We start from the raw sequence: 3,298 nt of genomic DNA on the forward strand, positions 1-3,298 counted from the left end.
TCGGCGAGGATCAGCGCCCGCGCGCGGCGCGCGACGAGCATCGCCGCCGTGTCGAGGATGTCCTGGCTGGTCGCGCCCCGGTGGACGTACGGCCGTACCTCCTCGTCGACGGCCGCCGAAAGCGCGGCGACCAGCGGGATCACCGGATTGCCGCCGGAGCGGGCCCGCAGCGCCAGCTCCCGCGCGTCGAACCGGCCCGCGTCCGCCGCCGCGGTGACCGCCCGCCCCGCCTCGGCGGGGGCGAGCCCGGACGAGGCCTGGGCCCGGGTGAGCGCGGACTCGGCGTCCAGCAGCGCCTGCAGGAACGCGTGGTCGCCGGTGGCGGCCTCGGCGGCGGAGCCGGCCCGCCCCGGGGCGAGGAGCCCGGCATCGCTCTCGTGCATCAGCTGAACTCCAGGAAGACCGTCTCGTCGTCGCCCTGGAGACGGATGTCGAAGCGGTAGGTGCGCGGATCCGTGCGTGTCGCGATCAGTGTGGCGCGCCGGCCGGCGTCCAGCGACCCCAGCAGCGGGTCGCCCGCCGCCTCCTGGCCTCCGTCTTCGCCGAGCAGGTCGGGGAGATACACACGGGTGTAGAGGTGATGGACCAGGCCGCGGGCGAACACGGCCGCACACAGGTACGGGGCACCGCCGGGCCGCAGCGTACGCACGAACCAGTGCCCGGCCGCGTCCGTCGGCGCCCGGCCGAACCCGGTGAAGTCCACCCCGTTGCGTCCGATCACCTTCCCCGACGAGGGGTCGTGGCGCAGCGACCCGGGGAGGCCGGCACGGGAACCGTCGGGGGCGGGCTGCCAGGTCTCGACGATCGCGTCGGGCACCGGGGCGCCCAGGCCGTCGAGGACGTAGCCGTGCACCGTGACCGTGTCGGGATGCCCGGCCGGGGCGACCTCGTTGCCGCCGGGGAAGGGCAGCGCGTAACCGTAGAACGGGCCGACGGTCTGGGAGGGAGTCGGGGCGTGGGACATCAGGCGTCGCCTTCTTCCTCGGTCCAGGTGGCGCACGGTCCGTCGAGGACGATGTCCCAGCGGTAGCCGAGGGACCACTCGGGAACGGACAGGTCGTGGTCGTAGGCCGATATGAGCCGCTCGCGCGCGGCCTGGTCCGTGACGGAGCGGATCACCGGGTCGTACGGGAGCAGCGGGTCGCCGGGGAAGTACATCTGGGTGACGAGCCGCTGGCTGAAGGACGTACCGAACAGCGAGAAGTGGATGTGCGCGGGACGCCAGGCGTTGGTGTGGTTGCGCCACGGGTAGGCGCCCGGCTTGACGGTGGTGAAGGAGTAGCCGCCGTCGTCATCGGTGAGGCAGCGCCCGAATCCCGTGAAGTTCGGATCGAGCGGCGCCGGGTGCTGGTCGAGCTGGTGGGCGTACCGCCCGGAGGCATTGGCCTGCCACACCTCGACGAGCTGCCCCCGTACCGGCCGGCCGGCCCGGTCCAGCACCCGGCCGGTGACGGTGATCCGCTCGCCGAGCGGCTCGCCGTCGTGCTGGGCGGTGAGGTCGCGGTCCAGCGCGGTCACGTCCGTGACGCCGAAGGCCGGCCCGGACAGCTCGACCGCCTCCGGGTCGCGCACGGGGATGAGCGAGCGGTGGGGGTGGCGGAAGTGGCTGCTGCGGTACGGGGGATAGTCGCGCGGCGGATGGTGGGCACCGGGCTCGGCCGCCGCCTGGGCCCTGGCCACCTCGGCGTCGATCTCCTGCTGGCTCAAGCCGTCGGGCAGCGGATGTGCGGGAAGGCCACGTGCGGTCATGTCACGGCTCCGTGAAGTGCTGACAATGCTCAGTGCACTGAGTAAAATGTGATGACCCTGAAGCTACCCACGGCTTCCCATGCCGGTCAATACCCTCAGTACACTGATCACCTTCGGTATTCCGGCCGACGGGGCGTACGGCCCGCGGCCGACACAGAGAGGGCGGTGGCCGTGCAGGCGGTCGATCTGAGCACCCATCCCGGGCACCTGGCCCGGCGGCTCCAGCAGGCGCACCACCTGTTGTGGAACACGATGGTCTCCGAGGAGACCACCTCGCCGCAGTTCGCCGTCCTCAACGCCCTGACCGCCGAACCGGGTCTCGACCAGCGGACGGTGGGGGAGCGGGTCGGCCTCGACCGGTCGACCGTCGCCGAGGTGATCACCCGGCTGCTGCGGCGGGAGCTGCTGGACAAGGTGCGCGACCCGCACGACGGGCGGCGCTTCCTGCTCCGCCTCACGGACGAGGGCGCGCGCACCCATCGGCGGCTCGCCCTGCGCACGGCCGGGATGAACCAGGTCTTCCTCGGCCCGCTCTCCGCCGACGAGCAGCGGACGCTCTTCAGTCTGATGCACAGGGTGGCGGACGCCGCCGAGGCCTTCCGCGCACCGGAGGAGACCAGGAGGCCCGCGGGCCGCTGACGGCGGCGCCCGGGCGTGAGGGCGCCGAACCGTGCGGGACGCCGGGGGAGGGCCGGACGTCCCCGGCACTCAGCCGGTGCCCGGCGGGACCCGGCGGAGAGCGCCGGACGCCGGTTGTGTGGTCCCCGTCGCGCGGACTCCGTCCGATTCCTCCGGAGGCGTGCGGCCCGTCTCCTTCCTACGCTGTGGTGCAGCGCGCCGTGGCCGTGCCGAAGGGGCGGCGACCGGGGGTGTCCGGTGCGCCCGCAAAATGTTTTACGTGTGTAACACCTGTTAAAGTGAATGGGTGAGTGATACAGCTGTGCGACCTCGGAAGCCATCCGTCCACAAACTGCCGGTCGCCGGTGTCCTGCGGCTGAAGAGCCCTGCGGAGGCCTGGTACAAGCCCGCGCTGAGCGTGGTGGTGGCCTCGGCCGTCCCGAATCTGCTGCTGTACTCCCTCGGCCGTCTCGACCTCGTCATGTACACCATGGCGGGCTCGCTCTGCGCGCTCTACGGGCACAACCTGCCGTACGCCCGCAGGGCGCACACCGTCCTGCGCGTGATCCTGGGAATGGCCGCGGGCCTCGCCGTCGCTCTGGTCACCGCCTCGGTCACCGACTCGACCGCCGTGCTGGTCGCGGTCGGCGCGCTGCTCGCGGCCGTGCAGAAGACTTTCTGCGACGCGACCCGCATCGGCCCGCCGGGCAATGTGATCTTCGCCTTCGTCACCTCCGCCGCACTCTTCGCCCCGCAGGAGCTCGGGCGGGTGCCCGGGCACATGGCTCTGATGCTGGCCGCGGGCGCCTTCTCATGGCTGGTCACCGTCGGCCCGGCCCTGTGGCACAGGGAGGGGCCCGAGCGTCTGGCCACCGCCCGGGCGCTCGACGCCGCCGCGGCGTACGCGGCGCAGCCCGACGCCCGGACCCGG

At 72.7% G+C, this 3,298-nt stretch carries 3 protein-coding genes and 2 pseudogenes; 2 read left to right on the forward strand and 3 right to left on the reverse strand.

Annotated features, from left to right (window positions below; genetic code table 11):
* The 3 genes and pseudogenes from VN520_RS27255 to pcaH form a co-directional block, all read right to left on the reverse strand.
* Window positions 1-383: pseudogene (locus VN520_RS27255) on the reverse strand (3-carboxy-cis,cis-muconate cycloisomerase); the annotation flags it as partial.
* Window positions 383-964: a protocatechuate 3,4-dioxygenase subunit alpha gene (pcaG, locus tag VN520_RS27260; protein WP_325749603.1), complete on the reverse strand. Its 582-nt coding sequence runs from the start codon at window positions 962-964 to the stop codon at window positions 383-385. The gene pcaG and the pseudogene VN520_RS27255, both read right to left, overlap by 1 nt.
* Complete coding sequence (gene pcaH / locus VN520_RS27265; RefSeq protein ID WP_325749604.1) at window positions 964-1,749, reverse strand: protocatechuate 3,4-dioxygenase subunit beta; 786 nt, start codon at window positions 1,747-1,749, stop codon at window positions 964-966. The genes pcaG and pcaH overlap by 1 nt, the downstream gene beginning before the upstream one ends.
* 171 nt (window positions 1,750-1,920) lie before the next feature.
* Here pcaH and VN520_RS27270 point away from each other — a divergent pair, with 171 nt between their 5' ends.
* Both VN520_RS27270 and VN520_RS27275 read left to right on the forward strand, forming a co-directional pair.
* Complete coding sequence (locus VN520_RS27270; protein WP_325749605.1) at window positions 1,921-2,388, forward strand: MarR family winged helix-turn-helix transcriptional regulator; 468 nt, start codon at window positions 1,921-1,923, stop codon at window positions 2,386-2,388.
* Window positions 2,389-2,674: 286 nt separating this feature from the next.
* Window positions 2,675-3,298 (forward strand): annotated as a pseudogene (locus tag VN520_RS27275) (FUSC family protein); the annotation flags it as partial.

It is taken from the genome of Streptomyces sp., assembly GCF_035563135.1.
Classification (GTDB): domain Bacteria; phylum Actinomycetota; class Actinomycetes; order Streptomycetales; family Streptomycetaceae; genus Streptomyces.